16 protein-coding genes and 1 pseudogene are annotated in these 19,994 nt (G+C 64.7%); 11 read left to right on the top strand and 6 right to left on the bottom strand.

Annotated elements, in window-relative coordinates; translation table 11 throughout:
- Positions 1 to 109: 109 nt before the first annotated feature.
- From NGB94_RS09755 to NGB94_RS09745, 3 genes are all read right to left on the bottom strand, one after another.
- Positions 110 to 1,048 carry a bifunctional methylenetetrahydrofolate dehydrogenase/methenyltetrahydrofolate cyclohydrolase gene (locus tag NGB94_RS09755; RefSeq protein ID WP_325790500.1) on the bottom strand — a complete coding sequence of 313 codons (939 nt, stop codon included), beginning with the start codon at positions 1,046 to 1,048 and terminating at the stop codon, positions 110 to 112.
- Between the two features lie 20 nt (positions 1,049 to 1,068).
- Positions 1,069 to 2,352 (bottom strand): serine hydroxymethyltransferase, encoded by a 1,284-nt coding sequence (gene glyA / locus NGB94_RS09750; protein ID WP_418910633.1) that lies wholly within the window; start codon positions 2,350 to 2,352, stop codon positions 1,069 to 1,071.
- A gap of 180 nt (positions 2,353 to 2,532) precedes the next feature.
- Entirely contained in the window at positions 2,533 to 3,075 is a 543-nt protein-coding gene (locus NGB94_RS09745; protein ID WP_325790425.1) for a GNAT family protein, read from the bottom strand.
- Between the two features lie 90 nt (positions 3,076 to 3,165).
- Between NGB94_RS09745 and purU the strand changes: the two genes are divergently transcribed.
- The 9 genes and pseudogenes from purU to NGB94_RS09700 form a co-directional block, all read left to right on the top strand.
- On the top strand, positions 3,166 to 4,038 hold the full coding sequence (purU, locus tag NGB94_RS09740; protein ID WP_325790498.1) for a formyltetrahydrofolate deformylase: 873 nt from the start codon (positions 3,166 to 3,168) through the stop codon (positions 4,036 to 4,038).
- A gap of 64 nt (positions 4,039 to 4,102) precedes the next feature.
- Entirely contained in the window at positions 4,103 to 4,627 is a 525-nt protein-coding gene (locus tag NGB94_RS09735; protein WP_325790424.1) for a gamma carbonic anhydrase family protein, read from the top strand.
- Between the two features lie 127 nt (positions 4,628 to 4,754).
- Positions 4,755 to 5,963 (top strand): ROK family transcriptional regulator, encoded by a 1,209-nt coding sequence (locus tag NGB94_RS09730; RefSeq protein ID WP_325790423.1) that lies wholly within the window; start codon positions 4,755 to 4,757, stop codon positions 5,961 to 5,963.
- 242 nt (positions 5,964 to 6,205) lie between these two features.
- Positions 6,206 to 7,777 (top strand): multiple monosaccharide ABC transporter ATP-binding protein, encoded by a 1,572-nt coding sequence (gene mmsA / locus NGB94_RS09725; protein ID WP_325790422.1) that lies wholly within the window; start codon positions 6,206 to 6,208, stop codon positions 7,775 to 7,777.
- A complete protein-coding gene (gene mmsB, locus NGB94_RS09720; RefSeq protein WP_325790421.1) occupies positions 7,774 to 9,066 on the top strand; it encodes a multiple monosaccharide ABC transporter permease in 1,293 nt (430 codons plus the stop codon). The genes mmsA and mmsB overlap by 4 nt, the downstream gene beginning before the upstream one ends.
- Before the next feature lie 62 nt (positions 9,067 to 9,128).
- Positions 9,129 to 10,211 carry a sugar-binding protein gene (locus tag NGB94_RS09715; protein WP_325790420.1) on the top strand — a complete coding sequence of 361 codons (1,083 nt, stop codon included), beginning with the start codon at positions 9,129 to 9,131 and terminating at the stop codon, positions 10,209 to 10,211.
- Positions 10,212 to 10,428: 217 nt separating this feature from the next.
- Positions 10,429 to 11,544: a Gfo/Idh/MocA family oxidoreductase gene (locus NGB94_RS09710; RefSeq protein ID WP_325790419.1), complete on the top strand. Its 1,116-nt coding sequence runs from the start codon at positions 10,429 to 10,431 to the stop codon at positions 11,542 to 11,544.
- A gap of 88 nt (positions 11,545 to 11,632) precedes the next feature.
- Positions 11,633 to 13,102 (top strand): glutamate--cysteine ligase, encoded by a 1,470-nt coding sequence (locus NGB94_RS09705; protein WP_325790418.1) that lies wholly within the window; start codon positions 11,633 to 11,635, stop codon positions 13,100 to 13,102.
- Positions 13,103 to 13,292: 190 nt separating this feature from the next.
- Positions 13,293 to 13,709, top strand: a pseudogene (locus tag NGB94_RS09700) (Hsp20/alpha crystallin family protein); the annotation flags it as partial.
- A 519-nt stretch (positions 13,710 to 14,228) separates the two neighbouring features.
- Here NGB94_RS09700 and NGB94_RS09695 read toward each other — a convergent pair.
- Both NGB94_RS09695 and purH read right to left on the bottom strand, forming a co-directional pair.
- Entirely contained in the window at positions 14,229 to 15,449 is a 1,221-nt protein-coding gene (locus NGB94_RS09695) for an NADP-dependent isocitrate dehydrogenase (RefSeq protein ID WP_325790417.1), read from the bottom strand.
- Between the two features lie 172 nt (positions 15,450 to 15,621).
- Positions 15,622 to 17,235 (bottom strand): bifunctional phosphoribosylaminoimidazolecarboxamide formyltransferase/IMP cyclohydrolase, encoded by a 1,614-nt coding sequence (gene purH / locus NGB94_RS09690; RefSeq protein WP_325790416.1) that lies wholly within the window; start codon positions 17,233 to 17,235, stop codon positions 15,622 to 15,624.
- Between the two features lie 277 nt (positions 17,236 to 17,512).
- Between purH and NGB94_RS09685 the strand changes: the two genes are divergently transcribed.
- Positions 17,513 to 18,865: an MFS transporter gene (locus tag NGB94_RS09685; protein ID WP_325790415.1), complete on the top strand. Its 1,353-nt coding sequence runs from the start codon at positions 17,513 to 17,515 to the stop codon at positions 18,863 to 18,865.
- Between the two features lie 58 nt (positions 18,866 to 18,923).
- On the opposite strand, the gene purN is transcribed toward NGB94_RS09685, so the two are convergent.
- A complete protein-coding gene (purN, locus tag NGB94_RS09680; RefSeq protein WP_325790414.1) occupies positions 18,924 to 19,502 on the bottom strand; it encodes a phosphoribosylglycinamide formyltransferase in 579 nt (192 codons plus the stop codon).
- A gap of 39 nt (positions 19,503 to 19,541) precedes the next feature.
- Here purN and NGB94_RS09675 point away from each other — a divergent pair, with 39 nt between their 5' ends.
- Complete coding sequence (locus tag NGB94_RS09675) at positions 19,542 to 19,985, top strand: hypothetical protein (RefSeq protein ID WP_325790413.1); 444 nt, start codon at positions 19,542 to 19,544, stop codon at positions 19,983 to 19,985.
- The last annotated feature ends 9 nt before the right edge of the window (positions 19,986 to 19,994 follow it).

Genomic DNA, 19,994 nt, shown 5'->3' with positions numbered 1-19,994 from the left:
TTGGAGGTTGTGATCTGCGGCACCCGGCAATCATAGTGCAGGGCGCTGCCGGACGCGCGCAGGCCCGCCCTCCTGCGTGGAGGACGGGCCTGCGGCAGCGTCTGGTGACCTACGCGCCGGGAAGGATCCCGACGCTGCGCTCAGCGGCTTCCACCACGTTGGCGAGGAGCATTGCGCGCGTCATCGGTCCCACGCCGCCGGGGTTCGGAGACATCCAGGACGCAACGGAGGCGGCATCCTTCTCGACGTCGCCGCTCAGGGTGGTCTTGCCGGTCTCCGGGTCGGTGACCCGGGTGACGCCCACGTCCAGCACAATTGCACCGGGCTTGAGTTCGGCAGCCTTGATCATGCCCGGGAACCCGGCGGCGGCCACAACGACGTCGGCCTCCGCCAGCAGCTCGGGCAGGTTGACCGTGCCGGTGTGCGCCAGGGTGACCGTGGCGTTGATCTGGCGGCGGGTCAGGAGAAGTCCCAGCGGACGGCCGACGGTAACGCCGCGGCCGATTACGAGGACGTTCTTGCCGGTCAGGACCAGTCCGTTGCGGACCAGGAGCTGCACAATGCCGTGCGGTGTGCACGGAAGCGGCGAGGTCATCGGGTCCGAAACGTTGAGCACCAGCCGGCCCAGGTTCACGGGGTGCAGCCCGTCGGCGTCCTTCTCCGGCGCGATCCGCTCCAGGATGGCGTTGGTGTCCAGGTGTTTGGGCAGCGGGAGCTGGACGATGTAGCCGGTGACGGCCGGATCCCCGTTCAGTTCATCGATGACCTTTTCCAGGTCTTCCTGGCTGATGTCGGCGGGAAGGTCCCGGCGGATCGAGTTGATGCCCACCTGGGCGCAGTCCTTGTGCTTGCCGCCTACGTAGGAGTGGCTGGCCGGGTCGTCTCCGACCAGCACAGTGGCCAGTCCCGGAGTGATGCCGTGCTCGTCCTTGAGGACCTGGATGCGTTCGGTGAGCTCAGCCTTGATCTCCTTGGCCGCCTTGATGCCGTCCAGGACCTGTGCGGTTGCCGGGGCGGTTTCCTCAGCGGTCTCCACGGCGCCTTCCATGTTGGTTGACTGCTCCATGCTTACCATTCCTCCTGGCCCGGGTAGAGGGGGAAATCTTCGGCGAGTGCGGTGACCCGGCTGCGCAGGGCTTCCACGTCCGGGGAAGGCTTCAGCGCTGCGGCAATGATTTCTGCGACCTCGGTGAATTCCTTCGCGCCGAAGCCGCGGGTGGCCAGCGCCGGGGTACCGATGCGCAGTCCGGAGGTGACCATCGGCGGGCGGGGGTCGAACGGAATGGAGTTCCGGTTCACGGTGATGCCCACCGAGTGCAGCAGGTCTTCGGCCTGCTTGCCGTCCAGCACGGAGTTGCGCAGGTCCACCAGGATCAGGTGGACGTCGGTGCCGCCGGTCAGCACGGAGACGCCGTGCTCAGCGACGTCCGCGGCGGTCAGGCGGTCGGCGATGATCCGGGCGCCCTCGAGCACGCGTTCCTGCCGCTCGCGGAATTCCTCGGAACCGGCCACCTTGAAGGCCACGGCCTTCGCGGCGATGACGTGCATCAGCGGGCCGCCCTGCTGGCCCGGGAAGACGCTGGAGTTGATCTTCTTGCCGAATTCTTCCTTGGCCAGGATCATGCCCGAACGCGGACCGGCGAGGGTCTTGTGCACGGTGGAGGTAACGACGTCGGAGTGCGGCACCGGGCTCGGGTGCAGTCCCGCTGCGACCAGGCCTGCGAAGTGGGCCATGTCCGTCCAGAGGTAGGCGCCCACCTCGTCGGCGATCGAACGGAACGCCTCGAAGTCCAGCTGCCGGGGGTACGCGGACCAGCCGGCAATGATGACCTGCGGCTTTTCGGCGAGCGCCTGCTCGCGGACCTTATCCATGTCCACGCGGTAGGTGTGCTCGTCCACACCGTAGGCGGCAACTTCGTAGAGCTTGCCGGAGAAGTTCAGCTTCATGCCGTGGGTCAGGTGGCCGCCGTGCGCCAGGTTCAGGCCCATGATCTTGTCGCCGGGCTTGATCAGCGCGGACAGCGCGGCGGCGTTTGCCTGGGCACCGGAGTGCGGCTGCACGTTGGCGAACTCGGCGCCGAAGAGGGCCTTGACGCGCTCGATCGCGAGGTTCTCGGCGACGTCAACCTGCTCGCAGCCGCCGTAGTAGCGGCGTCCGGGGTAACCCTCTGCGTACTTGTTGGTCAGGACGGAGCCCTGCGCTTCCAGCACGGCACGCGGCGCGAAGTTCTCTGAAGCGATCATTTCCAGCGTGTTCCGCTGGCGGGCCAGTTCCCCGTCAAGGACGGCGGCAATCTCCGGGTCAACCTCGGAGAGAGGGGCATTGGTGACGGGCTGGGTGGATAGTCTCACGTGGATCTCCTGGGGAAGGGTGTTCTATAGGTCAGGCTACCTGCCGGGCACCCCCGGGGTCCGGGCATGACAAACAGATGACAACTTGACCGAAGGCCCAGGCGTGCGATCCGCGGTATGTTCTGCACTGTGCCGCTTCCTGGTGGTTACCCACCCAACGCCAGTCGCGACGCTTACAGCTTACCGTGCAGCCAGGTCTTCCCATTCGAAGCCGGTAACGGTTCCCGCTTCCCAGTCAGAGCGCAGCCGTCCGTACACCAGTTCAGCCAGGCGCCGGCCGTTGGGCAGCGGCCATTCCTGGCGCAGGTGCGCTTCCTTGACGAAGCCCGAGCGCAGCAGGGTCTTGCGCATGGCAATGTTGTCCTCCCGCATCCGTCCCGCGAAGCGCCGCAGGTGCGGGTAGTCCGTGAAGACCTTGTCGGAGAGCGCCTGCATCACGGGGACGCCTTTGCCCTCTCCCCGGTGCTCTTCGACCAGGCGCAGGTCGAAGTATGCGCACTCCTCACCGAGATCCTCCAGGATCACCAGGCCAAGCCGGTGGTTGCCGCCGAAGACCCAGAAGGTGCAGACGCCGTCGGATTCAAACCGCCCCTCCAGCAGCAGCCTGCGGACCAGCTCTTCGGACGGCGCCGTGATCCGGTGGAACGGAAAACTGTTGGTGGTCAGGAATTTGACCAGTTCCTCTTCGTCCTTGTCCACAAGCGGGGCGAAAGTAACGTCCATTCACCCAGCCTAGGCGGTGCGGGCCCTGGCGGTAACCTTGGGAAGGTGAGAGAAGATGCCTCCGCCGGGCTGCCGGCGTCCCCCGTTTCCCTGACCCCCAATACCGGTGCAGCTGCTGATCCCGGCGCCTACACCCTGACACTCTCCTGTGCCGACCGGCCGGGGATCGTCCATGCCGTCTCCGGCGCACTGGCAGGAGCGGGCGGGAACATCACCGAGTCACAGCAGTACGGCAGTCCTGATTCCGGCAGCTTCTTCATGCGCGTGGACTTCACCGCCCCCGGCACCTACGACGGCGTCCGCTCCCTCATTGCCCCGGTGGCCGGACAGTTCGGCATGGACTGGGAACTGCACCGCGCCGGCGTACCGGTGCGCACGCTGATCATGGCTTCCAAGGACGGACACTGCCTGAATGACCTGCTCTTCCAGCAGCGGGCCGGCAACCTGCCGATCGAGATTCCGGCGATTGTCTCCAACCACCGGGACCTGGCCGGCCTGGCCGAGTTCTACGGCATTCCCTTCCACCACATCCCGGTCACCGCGGACACCAAGCAGGAAGCGGAGGACCAGCTGCGGGCCCTCATGGCAGAACTGGACATCGAGCTGGTGGTGCTGGCCCGGTACATGCAGATCCTCAGCAACGAACTCTGCCAGGAGCTTTCCGGCCGGGCGATCAACATCCACCATTCCTTCCTGCCCTCCTTCAAGGGCGCACGCCCGTACCACCAGGCCCATGCCCGCGGCGTGAAACTCATTGGCGCCACGGCACACTACGTGACCTCGGACCTGGATGAGGGACCGATCATCGAGCAGGAAGTCATCCGGGTAGACCATTCGCGCACCGCCCAGCGGCTCGCTGCCCTGGGCGCCGGCGTTGAAGGGCGCACCCTGTCCAAGGCAGTGCAGTGGCACGCTGAACACCGCGTGCTGCTCGACGGACGCCGCACCATCGTCTTCAACTGACCGCCGTCCGCCGGAGGGCCCCTGTAGCGGGCCCGGACTCAGCCTGGCCCGCTACAGTTGTCGCATGGCTCACATCGTTACCCTCCGCGGCAAGACTCCCGTCATTGATCCGTCCGTTTTCCTGGCGCCTACGGCGTCGCTGATCGGCGACGTCGAACTGGGGCCGGGTGCCAGCGCCTTCTACGGCGTCTGTGTGCGCGGGGACTCCAGCTCGATCCGAGTCGGAGCGGGCACCAATCTGCAGGACAACGTGGTGCTGCACGCCGATCCCGGCTTCCCCACCACGGTTGGCGAGCGGGTCAGCGTGGGGCACAACGCCGTCGTGCACGGCTGCACGGTGGAGGACGACTGCCTGGTGGGCATGAGTGCCACCATCATGAACGGAGCGGTCATTGGTTCCGGTTCCCTCGTGGCCGCCGGGGCCCTGGTGCTCGAAGGCACCCAGGTTCCGCCGCGGTCCCTGGTTGCCGGGGTTCCTGCCAAGGTGCGCCGCACCCTGACGGATGAAGAGTTCGCCTCCGTGCAGCGCAACGCCGCCCACTACCTGGAGATAGCGGCCGAGCACCGCGAGGCCCTGACAGAAGGCTAGGCTCTTCCCGCTCCCTCTTTCCCGCCGCCCCGCGGCTCCCCCTGCAGGCCCGGCACCCTTCCTACCGGGCAAAACACGTTGCCTTCAATTCTTGACGACAAGCCACCTGTATAGGACGCTGAACTTTATGTCTGCCGAATCACCCTCAACGATGAGGGCCCTTCCAGCCGCCGGCCGGCGAACCAAACCCGGTTCCCAAACCGCGCTTCGCGCCCGGAACCAGCAGCGGATCCAGGAGGCCCTGCTGGCCGCCGGACCCCAGACCCAGGCCGAGCTCTCGCGGTCAACCGGGCTTTCCAGCGCCACGGTTTCCAACATCGTGCGGCAAATGTCTGAATCCGGCCTCGTCAAGACCGAGCCGACCACCAGCTCGGGACGCCGCGCCCTGTCTGTGAGGCTGAATGACACCGGCGCCGTGGCAGCCGGAATCGATATCGGCCGCCGCCACGTCCGGGTAGTGCTGGCCACACTGGGCTACAGCATCATCGGCGAGGACTCGATCTCGCTGCCTGCCGGCCACAGCGCGGACGAAGGCATGGATGCCGCTGCTGAACTTTTTGAATCCGTCCTTTCCGCAGCGGACGTGGACCGGAACCGCGTGCTGGGCGCCGGCGTCGGCATCCCCGGTCCCATCGACCGGCGCAGCGGCACCGTGGTGCGCGGCGCCATCCTCCCCGAATGGGTGGGCATCAACATGCGCGAGGACCTGGCCGTCCGGCTCCGCGTCCCGGTGCACATCGACAACGATGCCAACCTCGGTGCGCTGGCACAGGTGACCTGGGGTCCGCACGGCGGCTGCGAGAACCTCATCTTCGTCAAGGTAGCCACCGGCATCGGTGCCGGACTGGTGATCAACGGATCGCTCTTCTACGGCCACGTCGGCATCACCGGCGAAATAGGCCATGCCACCATTTCCGACCAGGGCCTGATCTGCCGCTGCGGTAACCGCGGGTGCCTGGAAACCGTGGCATCCACGGCGACCATGATCGACCTGCTCAGCCGTGCCGCGTCCGAGCCGGTCACCACCACGGACATCATCCGGCAGGCATCCGCGGGAGATCCCGCGACGCTGCGCGTGGTCGACGACGCCGGTATGGCCGTGGGAAGGGCGGTGGCAGGCATTGCCAATGCGCTCAACCCGGAGGTGATCGTCGTCGGCGGGTCCCTGACCGGCCTGGGCGAAGCCTTCCTGAACCCCATCGAACGCGGACTGCTGCGCCATGCGGTGCCGCTGATCGGGGAAACCACCACGGTCACCATGTCATCCCTGGGCGACCGCGCAGAGGCACTGGGTGCCGCCGCCCTGGTCCTTGCGCAGGCGGATGCCGTCCTCTGACCTGCCCTTTCTGGCGGAAGCAGCATTTATTTAGAATCTATGTTTTTTCATCCTATTTCCGCCTTGTGTTCAAGACTTGACGACAAGCAAGGAATAAGAGTTTACTTCTCTATCGACCCTCTCTTTAGGGGGCCGCAGCAAGACAAAGAAGTCACAACGGGAGGCACTTATGCGAGCAGCAGTTGCAGCTCGGGCAACTGGAGCGCTCAGCGCCCGGGGCCCCTACGGCGGGGAACACGCAGATGCCGCATAACCACACGATTCTGGAAATGCGTTCCATCACCAAGGAATTTCCCGGCGTCAAGGCTCTGTCGGACGTCTCCATCACGGTAAAAGCCGGTGAGATCCACGCCATTTGCGGCGAAAACGGAGCCGGAAAGTCGACCCTCATGAAGGTCCTCTCCGGGGTTTACCCGCACGGGACCTACACCGGCGAAATCGTCTTCCAGGGCCAGGAAGTCCAGTTCAAGGACATCCGCTCCTCCGAAGCCGCCGGAATCGTCATCATCCACCAGGAACTGGCACTGATCCCGGAGCTCTCCATTGCGGAGAACATCTTCCTGGGCAACGAGCCCCGGCGCTTCGGCGTCATCGACTGGGACCGCGCCAACCTTGAAGCCTCCGAGCTCATGGCCCGGGTGGGGCTCGAGGAGGATCCCACCACCCCGATCAAGGACATCGGCGTCGGCAAGCAGCAGCTGGTGGAAATCGCCAAGGCCCTGAGCAAGCGCGTGAAGCTGCTCATCCTGGACGAACCCACCGCCGCCCTGAACGAGACCGATTCCCAGCACCTCCTGGACCTGATGGCCGGACTCCGGTCCAAGGGCATCAGCTGCATCATGATCTCCCACAAGCTCAACGAGATCGAGCAGATCGCGGACTCGATCACGATCATCCGCGACGGCAAGTCCATTGAAACCATCGACGTCGCCGGCGAGGGCGCGAACGAAGACCGCATCATCAAGGGCATGGTCGGCCGCTCGCTTGAATCCCGCTTCCCCGACCACACCCCCAAGATCGGCGAAGTCTTCTTCGAAGTCCGCGGCTGGACCGTCGGCCACCCCACGGTGCCGGACCGTCTGGTCTGCAAGGGATCGAACTTTCACGTCCGCCGCGGCGAGATTGTCGGTTTCGCAGGCCTCATGGGTGCCGGCCGCACTGAATTGGCCCGGTCCCTCTTCGGCCGCTCCTACGGCAACTTCATCAGCGGCCAGATCATCAAGGACGGCGAGGAAGTCGTCCTCAAGACCGTGCCGCAGGCCATCAGCCACGGACTCGCGTACGTCACCGAGGACCGCAAGTCCCTCGGCCTGAACCTGCTTGATGACATCAAGGCCACCACCGTGGCCTCGAACCTGCGGAAGATCACCAAGGGCCTCGTCGTCGACAAGGACGAAGAGTACCGCTACGCCGAGGAATACCGCAGGAGCCTGCGGACCAAGGCACCCACCGTTGACGAAGGTGTCTCCAAGCTCTCCGGCGGAAACCAGCAGAAGGTTGTCCTGGCGAAGTGGATGTTCACCGACCCGGACCTGCTGATCCTTGATGAACCCACCCGCGGCATCGACGTCGGTGCCAAGTACGAGATCTACGGGATCATCCAGCAGCTGGCCAACCAGGGCAAGGGCGTGATCGTGATCTCCTCGGAGCTTCCCGAACTCCTTGGCCTCTCCGACCGCATCTACACCATCTTCGAAGGCGCGATCACCGGCGAAGTTTCGAAGGCTGAAGCCAGCCAGGAAAACCTCATGAGGCTCATGACCTCAGCCGGCAAGCACACCTCCGACCTCGCCACTCAAGGACCCCTCTCATGAAAGCCCTGAAACAGCTCCTGAGCGGCAACGGCCGCCAGTTCGGCATGATCTTTGCCCTCGTCGTCCTGATCGGCCTCTTCCAGTGGCTGACCGGCGGCAAGACCCTGACGCCCACGAACATGATCAACCTGTTCAACGGCAACTCCTACATCCTGATCCTGGCCGTCGGCATGGTCTTCGTGATCATCGCCGGGCACATTGACCTCTCCGTGGGCTCCGTGGCCGCCTTTACCGGAATCCTGGTGGCGCTGGCCATGCGAGACTGGGGCATCCCCTGGTACGCCGGCATCCTGCTGGGCCTGCTCATCGGTGCCGCCATCGGCGCCTGGCAGGGCTTCTGGGTGGCGTATGTCGGGATCCCGGCCTTTATCGTGACGCTGGCCGGCATGCTGATCTTCCGCGGTGCCAACCAGTGGGTCGGCAAGTCCAACACCGTTCCCGTTCCGCAGGAATTCCAGTTCATCGGCGCCGGCTACCTTCCCGAGGTGGGCCCGGACACCGGCTTCAACAACCTCACCCTGCTCCTGGGCCTGCTGCTGGCAGCGTTCGTTGTCCTCGGCGAGTTCCGCCGCCGTGCCAAGACCGTGAAGATCGGCTCCGTGAATTCCCCGGCCTGGGTCGCAGTGACCAAGACCGGCCTGCTGGTAGCTGCCATCCTGTACGCCACGTACCTCTTCTCCACCGGCCGCCCGGGTACCTCTTTCCCGGTCTCCGGAATCATCCTGGCCGTCCTGGTGATCCTGTACGTGTTCATCTCCACCAAGACCGTGATCGGCCGCCACGTCTACGCAGTGGGCGGCAACCTGCACGCTGCTGAGCTCTCCGGCGTGCAGAGCAAGAAGGTCAACTTCCTGGTCATGATGAACATGTCCATCCTGGCTGCCCTGGCAGGCATGATCTTCGTGGCCCGCTCCACTGCTTCGGGCCCCTTTGACGGCACCGGCTGGGAGCTGGACGCAATCGCGGCCGTCTTCATCGGCGGTGCGGCTGTCTCCGGCGGCGTCGGCACCGTGGTGGGCTCGATCGTCGGCGGCCTGGTCATGGCCGTCCTGAACAACGGCCTGCAGCTGCTCGGCATCGGAGCCGACCTCACCTCCATCATCAAGGGCCTGGTCCTGCTGATCGCCGTGGCACTGGATGTCTACAACAAGAGCCAGGGCAAGCCCTCCATCATCGGCCTGATGATGAAGAACTTCGGGTCCAAGGACAAGCTCACCGTCCCGGCTCCCGTGAACCCCAAGCCTGAAATGCCTACCGGCACCAAGTCCACCATCGGAACGGATGCCTAAGCCCCACCGGGCCTTTCAATCCGCAACAAACCACCGCTCCACCAATCAAGAGAAGGAACACCATGCGTAAGATCGCAAAGTCATTTGCCGTAGTCGCCACGGTGGCAGCACTGTCGCTGTCTGCCTGCGGCCGTGCCGACGAGTCCTCCACCGGCGAAGCTGCCGGCTTCGAAGAGGGATCGGCAATCGGCGTAGCGCTGCCCCAGAAGACCTCGGAAAACTGGGTCCTCGCAGAAGGCCTGTTCAACGACGGCCTCGAAGAAGCCGGCTACGAGCCGCAGGTCCAGTTCGCCAACGGCGGCGTCTCCGAGCAGCAGAACCAGATCAGCTCCATGATCACCAACGGTGTCAAGGTCCTGGTTGTCGGTGCCATCGACGGCGCCCAGCTCGGCTCGCAGCTGCAGGAAGCCAAGGATGCCGGCATCACCGTCATCGCCTACGACCGCCTCCTGACCAACACCGAGAACGTCGACTACTACGTCGCGTACGACAACTTCCAGGTCGGCCAGCTCCAGGGCCAGGCCCTGCTGGACGGAATGAAGGCCAACAAGCCTGAAGGCCCCTGGAACATCGAGCTGTTCGCCGGCTCCCCCGATGATGCCAACGCACAGGTCTTCTTCGACGGCGCCATGGACATCCTGAAGCCGGAGATCGAAGCCGGCAACCTGAATGTTGTTTCCGGCCAGACCGAATTCAACCAGGCTGTCACCCAGGGCTGGAAGGCCGAGAACGCCCAGAAGCGCATGGACACCCTGCTCTCGGGTTCCTACGGTGCTGAGGAACTGGACGGCGTCCTGTCCCCCAACGACACCCTGGCCCGCGCCATCCTGACCTCCGTCGCAGCCGCCGGCAAGCCGGTTCCGGTTGTGACCGGCCAGGACTCCGAGGTTGAGTCCGTGAAGTCCATCATGGAAGGCGTCCAGTACTCCACCATCAACAAGGACACCCGTGCCCTGGTAAACCACACCATCGAGATGGTGAAGGGCCTCGGCGCCGGCGAAGAGCTGGAAATCAACGACGACGAGTCCTACGACAACGGCGTGAAGGTTGTTCCGGCTTACCTGCTGGAACCGCAGATCGTCACCAAGGACAACGCAGCCGAGGCCTACGCCAACGATCCGACGCTGGCCGAGCTGGTCAAGTAATTCCACAGCGCTGACGCGTAACGCCCGGGCCGCTTTCCGTTTGGAAGGCGGCCCGGGCTCTTGCATCTGCCCTCCCGGAACGGCGGCACGCGGGACACCGCCGCGTCAAACCATCCAGGACTGACCCGCAGGACTGGGCAGCCGGGGGCATGGACAATAAGGTAGTTCTAACGCCGAGACACTAGCCGGCCAAGCCACTAACCGAGAGCCGAGGAATATGAGCGCCCCGCAGTTTATCCGCACACCGCCGTGCGTCCTTCAGGGGGCACCCAGCCCGGTACAGTCCACGGGCCGCACCCTGAGGTGGGGCGTCGTAGCCACCGGTCGTATTGCCGCCCGTGTCACCGAGGACATTGCCCGGCTCGAAGATGCAGTCCTGCAGGCTGTCAGCTCCCGTTCAGAGGAAACGGGGGTCGAGTTTGCCGGCCGCTTCGGTTTCGCCTCCAGCTATTACGACGACGATGTCCGCGGCAAGGGGTACCGGCAGCTTTTCGCGGACCCCGAGGTCGACGTCGTCTACATCGCCTCCCCGCATGCCCAGCACTACGAGCTTGCCCGGGAAGCACTTGAAGCCGGCAAGCATGTGCTCTGCGAAAAGTCGATCACCATCAATGCCGCGGAACTGGCAGACCTGATCGAGGTGGCTTCCCGCCGCGGGGTCTTCCTGATGGAAGCCGTGTGGACGCGGTTCCTGCCCTGTATCAACCGGCTGTGGGAAATCATCTCCAGCGGCGAGCTCGGAGAGATCCAGTGGGTCCAGGCCGATCTTGGCTTCCCCGCCCCGTACGACCCCGCCAGCAGGCTCTGGGACCCGGCTGCCGGCGGCGGAGCGCTGCTGGACCTCACTGTCTACCCGCTGACCCTGGCAGTAGGGTCGCTCGGCTTCCCGCAGCGTGTCCAGGCCTCCGGCACTCTGAACGCCGACGGCGTCGATACCCAGAATGCGCTGAACCTCGGTTATGACTCGGGTGCGCAGGCCCAGCTGACCTCCTCCCTGCTGGCCTCGGGCCCCCGAACCGCCACCATCTGCGGCAGTGAAGGCTGGATCCGAACCGGTGCTCCGCTGCACAATCCGGTGGAGCTGCACATTCACCAGCACATGGGCCCCTCCCGCACGGAGCGCTTCCAGCAGGTCGGCAACGGCTACACCTATGAGCTGAGGGAAGTTACCCGCTGCATCCAGGAAGGGCTGACGGAAAGCCCGACCATGCCCTGGGCGGACTCGCTGCAGACCATGCAGCTCTTTGACGAAGTGCGGGCCCAAATCGGTGTCCGCTACCCCAACGACGGCCGCTCACTCACCTCGCTGCAGCCGGCCAGCAAGCTCGAATAGCGGCTGGCTGCAGCTTGCCGTCCGTGGCCCAAAATCGAGGGCCGCCGGGACGCTATACATCGCCACCCCGGCGTGGTTATCTTCATCCATGGGAACAGAGGTCAACGCCAGGTCGTTCACCCGCGAAGAGCGGACCCGCTACCGCCGCAGGCTGCTGGAGAACCTTGACCGGTTCGCCGGGTACCTGGGCACCGCGCAGTTCGCGGACACTGCCAGCATCGGCGTCGAACTTGAACTGAACCTGACCAACGACGACTTCACGCCGGCTCTGCGGAACTCGTCCGTGCTGGAGGAAATCGCCGATCCGTCCTTCCAGACGGAGATGGGCGCCTTCAACATCGAAATGAACCATCCCGCGATGTCCATCCGCGGGCAGGGCCTGCTGGAACTCGAGGAGAGCCTGCGCAGCCAGCTCAACCGGGCTGACGAGCTCGCCGCCAAGGCGGAGGCGAACATCCTGATGGTGGGCATCCTCCCCACGCTCACCAATGACGTGCTCGACGGCGATGCCTGGATCAGTTCGGGGGCCCGCTACGCTGCCCTGAACACCTCCGTGCTCCAGGCCCGCGGGGAGGACGTGCACCTGTCGCTGAACGGTTCCGAGTCCCTCACGCAGTACGCCAAGAACATCGCGCCGGAAGCTGCCTGCACGTCCCTGCAGCTGCACCTCGAGGTGAGTCCGGCGGACTTCGCTCCGGCCTGGAACGCTGCCCAGCTGATCGCGGGCCCGCAGGTGGCACTTGCGGCCAATTCCCCGATCTTCCTGGAGCACGTGCTGTGGCAGGAAACCCGGATCGAACTCTTCAAGCAGGCCATCGATACCCGTCCGCCGGAAATGCGCAACCAGGGCGTGCGGCCCCGGGTCTGGTTCGGGGAACGCTGGATCACGTCCATCTTCGACCTCTTTGAGGAGAACGTCAGGTACTTCCCGGCGCTGCTCCCGGAGCTTTCGTCTTCCAGCTCCGGTTCGACGGATGCCGGTGCTCCCCTGCTGCCGGAGCTGCGCCTCCACAACGGAACCGTGTACCGCTGGAACCGGCCGATCTACGACCCGGGAACGCATACTCCCAACCTGCGCCTAGAGAACCGCGTGCTGCCGGCCGGGCCTACCGTCCTGGATGTGAGTGCCAATGCCGCGTTCTTCTACGGGCTGGTCCAGAAGCTGCGGACCGCGGACCGTCCGCTCTGGACCCGTACTGCCTTCAAGACGGCAGCTGACAACTTCCTGGCCTGCTCCCGTCTGGGGCTGGATGCTTCGGTGTACTGGCCCGGCATCGGGGACATTCCTGTTGCGGAGCTGGTGGTGCGCCATCTGGTTCCAATGGCCGCAGACGGGCTGCAGGAGCTCGGTGTGGATGATGACCTCATTGAGCGCTACCTGACAGTGATCCGGGAACGGGCCCGGACAGAACAGAACGGTGCAGCCTGGCAGGTCTCCGTCCTGGCGGATCTTGAGCGCGAGGGGTATGACCGCACCTCGGCCCTGACCGAAATGACCCGCCGCTACTGGCACCACATGCACAGCAATGAACCAGTGCATCTGTGGCCGCTGAATTGATCATTCCGAGCCGGATTTTGCTATTGGTCTCTGGCACTCGGTTATGGCGAGTGCTAGCCTGAATCTATTCTTGAGTGAACATGACTCAACGTAAGCAGTCACCGCTCAAGCAGTCGACCCTTCGTTATTCCTGTCAGTGAAGAACACATCCACCCGTCTGAACGGGACGGGTGAAAAGGAGTTGATGAGAATGGCCATGAAATTCGATCCTTTCCGCGAACTGGACCGCATGGCAGGTGCCCTTCTGGATCCCCGGCAGCGGCTGCGGCTGATGCCGATTGATCTGTACCGCGAGGGCGACCACTACATCTTGAACGCAGACCTGCCCGGCATAGATCCGGGATCGGTCGATGTGGATGTTGACGGCCAGCTGCTGACGATCCGGGCAGAACGCACCATCCATGTGCCGGAGGGAGCCACCTGGCTCAACCGTGAGCGTGAATCCGGCACTTTCCTGCGCCAGCTGAACCTGGGCCAGGGAATCAACATCGAGGGCATCTCAGCCAAGTACGAGAACGGTGTCCTGAGCGTCTTCATCCCGGTCAGCGAGCGGGCGAAACCCCGCAAGATCGAGGTTTCGTCGTCCTACAGCGGCAGCGGCGGTGACGTGATCAGCGGCGAATCCAGCTCCGAACCCCTGATCTCTTCCGTCTCCGGCTCCTCCGGCTCGAGCGGATCTTCCGGTTCAAGCTCCTCCGGCTCCTCAGGCGGCATGGGCTCCGGCTCCGGCGGGTCAGGCTCCGGCATGGGTTCCAGCGGTTCCGGTTCCGGCGGCATGGGTTCAAGTGGCTCAGGCGGTTCAGGCTCCGGCATGGGTTCCGGCGGATCCGGTTCCGGCGGCATGGACTCAGGCTCCAGCTCAGACTCTTCCGGCTCCTAGCGCCCAGCAGGCTCGGACTGTGCCCCAACGAGCCCGCCGGACGGGCCGGGTTAGGCGGCTTTAATACTCCGAGCGAGCTCTGCGAGCGAAAGAGTTTCGTTGCCGCCGTTCCGGCCCGCCCGGCGGGCGGGCGGGCGGGCCGGCAGTCCAGTACGGGACCCGGCAGACCGGTGAGCACCATAAAACACAGCCAGCCCCGATCCTTCCGGACCGGGGCTGGCTGTTTACTGCTGAGAAGCTTGGGTATTAGCCCAGGCGCACCTTGAGGTTCTCGTCCAGTGCGGCGAGGAACTCTTCGGTGGTCAGGTACGGCTGGTCGGGTCCGACCAGCAGCGCCAGGTCCTTGGTCATCTTGCCGGATTCGACCGTCTTGACGACTACGTCTTCAAGGGTCTCGGCGAAGTTGATGACCTCGGGGGTGTTGTCCAGCTTGCCGCGGTGCATCAGGCCACGGGTCCACGCGAAGATCGAAGCGATCGGGTTGGTGGAGGTGGGCTTGCCCTGCTGGTGCTGGCGGTAGTGACGGGTCACGGTGCCGTGTGCGGCTTCAGCCTCAACGGTCTTTCCATCCGGGGTCATGAGCACGGAGGTCATGAGGCCCAGCGAGCCGAAGCCCTGGGCAACCGTGTCCGACTGGACGTCGCCGTCGTAGTTCTTGCAGGCCCAGACGTAGCCGCCTTCCCACTTCATTGCGGAGGCAACCATGTCATCGATCAGGCGGTGCTCGTAGGTGAGGCCGGCTGCTTCGAACTGGTCCTTGAACTCGGCGTCGAAGACTTCCTGGAACAGGTCCTTGAACTGGCCGTCGTAGGCCTTCAGGATTGTGTTCTTGGTGGAGAGGTACACCGGGTAGTTGCGCTGCAGGCCGTAGGCGAAGGAGGCCCGTGCGAAGTCCTTGATGGACTCGTTGAAGTTGTACATGCCCATGGCCACGCCGCCCTCTTCGGGGTACGTAACAACGGTCTGCTTGATTTCTTCGCCGCCGTCAGCCGGGGTGTAGGTCAGGGTCAGGGTGCCGGCACCCGGAACCTTGAAGTTGGTGGCCTTGTACTGGTCGCCGTGTGCGTGGCGGCCAATAATGATCGGCTTGTTCCAGCCCGGGACGAGGCGCGGGATGTTGGAGATGATGATCGGTTCGCGGAAGACGACGCCGCCGAGGATGTTGCGGATGGTCCCGTTCGGGGAGACCCACATCTTCTTCAGGCCGAATTCTTCAACGCGTGCCTCATCGGGGGTGATAGTTGCGCACTTGACGCCCACGCCGTGTTCCTTGATGGCGTTGGCAGCGTCGATGGTGACCTGGTCGTCCGTGGCGTCACGGTTCTGGATCGAGAGGTCGTAGTACTTCAGGTCTACGTCCAGGTACGGGTTGATCAGGCGGTCCTTGATGAACTGCCAGATGATCCGCGTCATCTCGTCGCCGTCGAGCTCTACGACAGAGCCCACAACCTTGATTTTGTCAGCCACACGGTCTCCTTGTGGAATGGGGGTCCGGACATGGCTTTAGACATGCGGGGACCCGGCTTTTGGGTCTGGTTTCTGTGTCCAACTATGCCACAGCGCAGATGCGCTCCCTAAACTGCGGGCCGCACGCGGATGTCATGCGTGCGGCCCGCAGCGGGGCGTGGCTGGGCGGTTTCTAGTGGAAGAAGTGGCGTGCGCCGGTGAAGTACATCGGGACGCCTGCCGCATTCGCCGCGGCGATGACCTCTTCGTCGCGCACGGATCCGCCGGGCTGGACCACGGCGCGGACGCCGGCGTTCAGCAGGATCTCGAGTCCGTCGGCAAACGGGAAGAACGCGTCCGACGCCGCAACGGAACCGCGGGCACGCTCGTCGTCTTGGCCGGCCAGGGTGTTAGCGCGTTCCACGGCGAGCTTGCAGGAATCAACCCGGTTTACCTGTCCCATGCCCACACCGACCGAGGCGCCGTCGCGGGCCAGGAGGATGGCGTTCGACTTGGCGGCGCGGACGGCACGCCAGGCGAAGGCAAGGTCGGCCAGGGTCTTCTCATCGGCGGCTTCACCGGTGACCAGGGTCCAGTTGGCCGGGTCGTCGCCTTCTGCTTCAACCGTGTCCGGCTGCTGCATCAGCACGCCGCCGGAGACCTGGCGGAACTCCACCGGGTTGCGGCCGTAGCCGTCCGGCAGCGTGAGCAGGCGGATGTTCTTCTTGCGGGAGAGGATCTCCACGGCTTCCGGTTCGAAGTCCGGAGCGATGACAACCTCGGTGAAGATATCCTTCACGGTCTCTGCCATGCCGGCCGTGACCGTGCGGTTCGCGGCAATCACCCCGCCGTAGGCGGACACCGGGTCGCAGGCGTGGGCCTTCAGATGGGCGTTGGCGATCGGATCAGCGGCACCCGGAGAGGCCACGGCAACACCGCAGGGGTTGGCATGCTTGACGACGGCGACAGCCGGCTCTTCGAAGTCGAAGGCGGCACGCAGGGCGGCGTCGGCGTCTACGTAGTTGTTGTAGGACATCGCCTTGCCGTGCAGCTGGTCTGCCTGCGCCACGCCGGGCATTGAGTCCTGGTCTGCGTACAGCGCCGCTGCCTGGTGCGGGTTCTCGCCGTAGCGCAGCACCTCGGACCGCTCCAGCGCCATGCCTGCGTAGGCGGGCCAGGTGGCTCCGGCATCCGTCCCGTCGCCGAACTGTGCGGCGGTCCACTTGGCAACAGCCGTGTCGTAGGCAGCGGTGTGGGCGAACGCTTCGGCGGCCAGGCGGCGTCGTTCATTAAGGTCAAAGCCGCCTTCAGCGGCAGCTGCGGTCACGGCGGCGTACTTGGACGGATCCACGACGACGGCGACGGAGGGGTGGTTCTTCGCTGCGGCACGGACCATGGAGGGTCCGCCAATGTCGATCTGCTCGACCACGTCGTCCTGCGCTGCGCCGGACTTCACGGTCTCGACGAACGGGTACAGGTTCACGACCACCAGGTCGAAGGCCTCGATGCCGAGTTCCTCGAGCTGGTCCCGGTGGTCCTGGCGGCGGCGGTCGGCAAGGATGCCTGCGTGCACCCGCGGGTGGAGCGTCTTGACGCGGCCGTCCAGGCATTCGGAGAAGCCGGTGACCTCGGCAACCTCGGTCACTTCGACGCCTGCCGCGGCGATCTGCTTCGCGGTGGAGCCGGTGGAGACAATGCTGACGCCGGCTGCGGAGAGGCCCTGGGCCAGTTCCGTCAGGCCGGTCTTGTCATAGACCGAGATGAGGGCCCGGCGGATGGGTACACGGTCGAGGGGGGTGTTGCTCACGGAAGTCACTCCAACTGGGTATCGGCGAACGATGCACGCGGGCCATCGGCGGGCCCAAGGTTGAGTTTATGCCTTGGGCCCTTCGGGGACAGGTCCGCGGGTAATACTCACCGGCGTGGCCGTCACCCTTTTGACGCGGGCGCTGCCGGCGCGTATCCGGCACGTTACATGATGCGAAGATTACGGGCCCTGCGCGCCGGCAGGGGCAGTGCGTTGTAGAGTTTCCCCCAGTTAGTGCATTTATGACTATAAGTGTCGGCGGAAGGCCCACCCCCAGATGACAACGACCCACACCCTGCCTGCTGGCGACGAAGTGGTCCAGAACCTGCCCTGGCGCTGGCGGGTACAGGGCAAGATCTTCCTGATCGGCGGACTGGGCTTTATGTTCGACGCCTGGGATGTCACGCTCAACGGCGTCCTCATCCCCCTGTTGTCGCAGGAATGGAACCTCGTGCCGGCGCAGGCAGCGTGGATCGGCACCGCGAACCTGCTGGGAATGGCCATCGGTGCGTTCCTATGGGGATCCATCGCCGACGCCATCGGCCGGAAGCAGGCCTTCACCGCCACGCTGCTGATCTTCTCGATCTTCACCGTGGCCGGTGCCTTCGCTCCGGACATCGCCTGGTTCTGCGTGTTCAGGTTCCTGGCCGGTGTGGGACTTGGCGGCTGCGTACCCGTGGACTATGCCCTGGTTGGCGAGTTCACGCCGCGCAAGCAGCGCGGCCGGGTACTGACTGCCATGGACGGCTGGTGGCCCGTGGGTGCAGCGCTTTGCGGAGTCACCTCCGCCGTCATCATGGCAACCGTCGCGGACTGGCGCTGGACCATGCTCATCATGGTCATCCCGGCACTGCTGGTCTTCTGGGTCCGCCGTTCAGTGCCCGAGTCCCCGCTGTTCCTGGTTCGCAAGGGCCGCACCGAGGAAGCCCGCGCAGTCATCAACGACCTCATTCGCCGTACCGGGGGAACCCAGACCGAGTGGCGGCTGCCGGAGCCTGAACCGGCGCACAAGTTCTCGCTGAAAACCACCGGCAGCCAGCTCACCGAACTGTGGAGGACCAATCCGAAGTCCACGGTGACTGCGTGGTCGCTGTTCGTGACCGTGCTGCTGGTCTATTACCTGGCCCTGCAGTGGATGCCGAAGATCCTGGTTGACGCCGGCTACGCCGAGTACAAGGCGTTCCTCACGACGTCGGGCATGGCTGCGGTTGGCCTTCTGGGCGTTATTGCTGCTGCCCTGCTGGTAGAGCGTGTAGGCCGCAAATGGCTTCTGGGAATCACCGGTCCGGCCGCAGCTGCATCCCTGGTGGTCGTGGCCCTGGTGGTTGATGTTCCGGCCGCTGCGACTGCCTGGCTGCTGGTCTACGGTTTTGTGGTGCAGGTGGCCATACCGGTGCTCTACACCTACGTTTCGGAGCTCTACCCCACCCGGCTGCGGGCCAGCGGGTTTGGCTGGGCGTCCACGGCGTCCCGAGTCGGTGCCGGTTTTGGCCCGCTGCTCTTCGTCTCGGTGCTGTGGCCGTATCTCGGACTGCCGCTGTCCTTTGCCGTGGCCGGCCTGCTGGTGCTCGCCGCCGTACTGTGGATGGCAAAGTTCTCCCCCGAGACCAGGGGTGCTGCGCTGGATTAGTTCCAGCGCGTTGGCCGCCTTGGGTGTTCGTGTCCGGATTCCCGGCAGGCTCCCCGGGCTAGAGGGCCGGGACGCCCTCTTTGCTGATCCTGGCGAGCGTCTCGATCAGCAGCCGGCGTTCCTGCACCTTGATGCGCTCGTGCAGGGTCTCCTCGGTATCGCCGTCGAGCACTTCCACTGCCGCCTGGGCCAGGATGGGACCGGTGTCCACGCCGGCGTCGGCAATATGCACCGTGCAGCCGGTGACCTTGACGCCGTACGCGAGTGCATCGCGGACACCGTGCGCGCCGGGGAACGAGGGCAGCAGTGCGGGGTGAGTGTTGACGTAGCGGCCGTCGAAGGTATTGATGAAGTGCTCGTCCACAATGCGCATGAATCCGGAGGAGAGGACGATGTCGGGCTCGTAGGACGCAACTTTCTCCGTCAGCGCGCGGTTCCAGTCCGCCCGGACGGGGTAGTCCTTGAAGTTCACGACGAACGTTTCATACCCGGCTGCGGCTGCCCGCTCAATGCCGTAGGTTCCGGTCCTGTCGGCGCCTACCGCCGCGATTTCGACGTCGAGCTCTCCCGCTGCAACGGCGTCGAGGACGGCCTGGAGGTTGGAGCCGGTGCCGGATACCAGAGCAACAATTCGCATGTGTCAACCTTAAGTCCAAGCGTCGCCTAGGCTTAATCCATGACTAACGACGGCCCTGAAGTACGCCCGCGACCGCCGTTTCCGCCGGCAACCCGCAAACCGGAGCCCACGCCGGAGCAGTCGAAGGAAGCCAGGTCCTACCTGTGGGTGTTCATCGCCCTGCTTCTGGGAATGCTGATCAGCTCCGAACTGGCGCTGCCCTGGAAGCTGCTTCCGCTGGCCCTGGGCATCGCCGCTCTGGTCGTTGGCATCATGGCATTGGTGAAGGTCATCCGTTACGGACTGCACGCCGTTCTTCGCGTGATTATTTCGATGGGTCTTGCCGCTACGGCGTTCATGACTCTGGGGCTTGCAGCAATGGTTGCCCTGTGGCCGCTCACTGCCAAGTACGAGACCTGCATGCAGTCAGCGCTGACTGTCCAGGCCACGGAAACGTGCACCAAGGACTATCTGACTTTTGGCGGAATGCTCCCCCAGCCGTAACGGTCCGGG

This window comes from Arthrobacter koreensis (assembly GCF_035792275.1).
GTDB lineage: Bacteria > Actinomycetota > Actinomycetes > Actinomycetales > Micrococcaceae > Arthrobacter_B > Arthrobacter_B koreensis_A.
Note: the sequence above shows the minus strand (reverse complement) of the source record. Positions and strands in the feature narration are given on the sequence as shown.